This is a genomic window from Pseudoalteromonas aliena (assembly GCF_038155085.1).
Lineage (GTDB): Bacteria > Pseudomonadota > Gammaproteobacteria > Enterobacterales > Alteromonadaceae > Pseudoalteromonas > Pseudoalteromonas aliena_A.
Window position 1 is genome coordinate 1 of the sequence record NZ_JBAKAU010000294.1, and the last position, 209, is coordinate 209.

General features: G+C 38.3%; 1 protein-coding gene. It reads left to right on the forward strand.

Going from position 1 to position 209, the window contains the following annotated elements; genetic code table 11:
- Nucleotide 1: 1 nt before the first annotated feature.
- Nucleotides 2–209, forward strand: a 208-nt coding sequence (locus tag V6260_RS19465) for a hypothetical protein (protein ID WP_341595639.1), incomplete at its 3' end; no start/stop codon positions are given.

The window sequence follows — 209 nt, forward strand, 5'->3', positions numbered from 1 at the left end:
AATGAGCACGTTAGGTATTTCAAACTATCTACATGCAGATCAAGGTGTACAGCCAGAAGTAGAAGAAATAGTTGTACAGGGTTATCTCAACAGTTTGTTAAAAGCAAAAGATTTAAAAAGATATGCTGTGGGCGCACAAGACTCTATTGTCGATGAGGATATTGCTGATTTTACAGATCTAATCCTAGCTGACTCACTACAACGAGTGC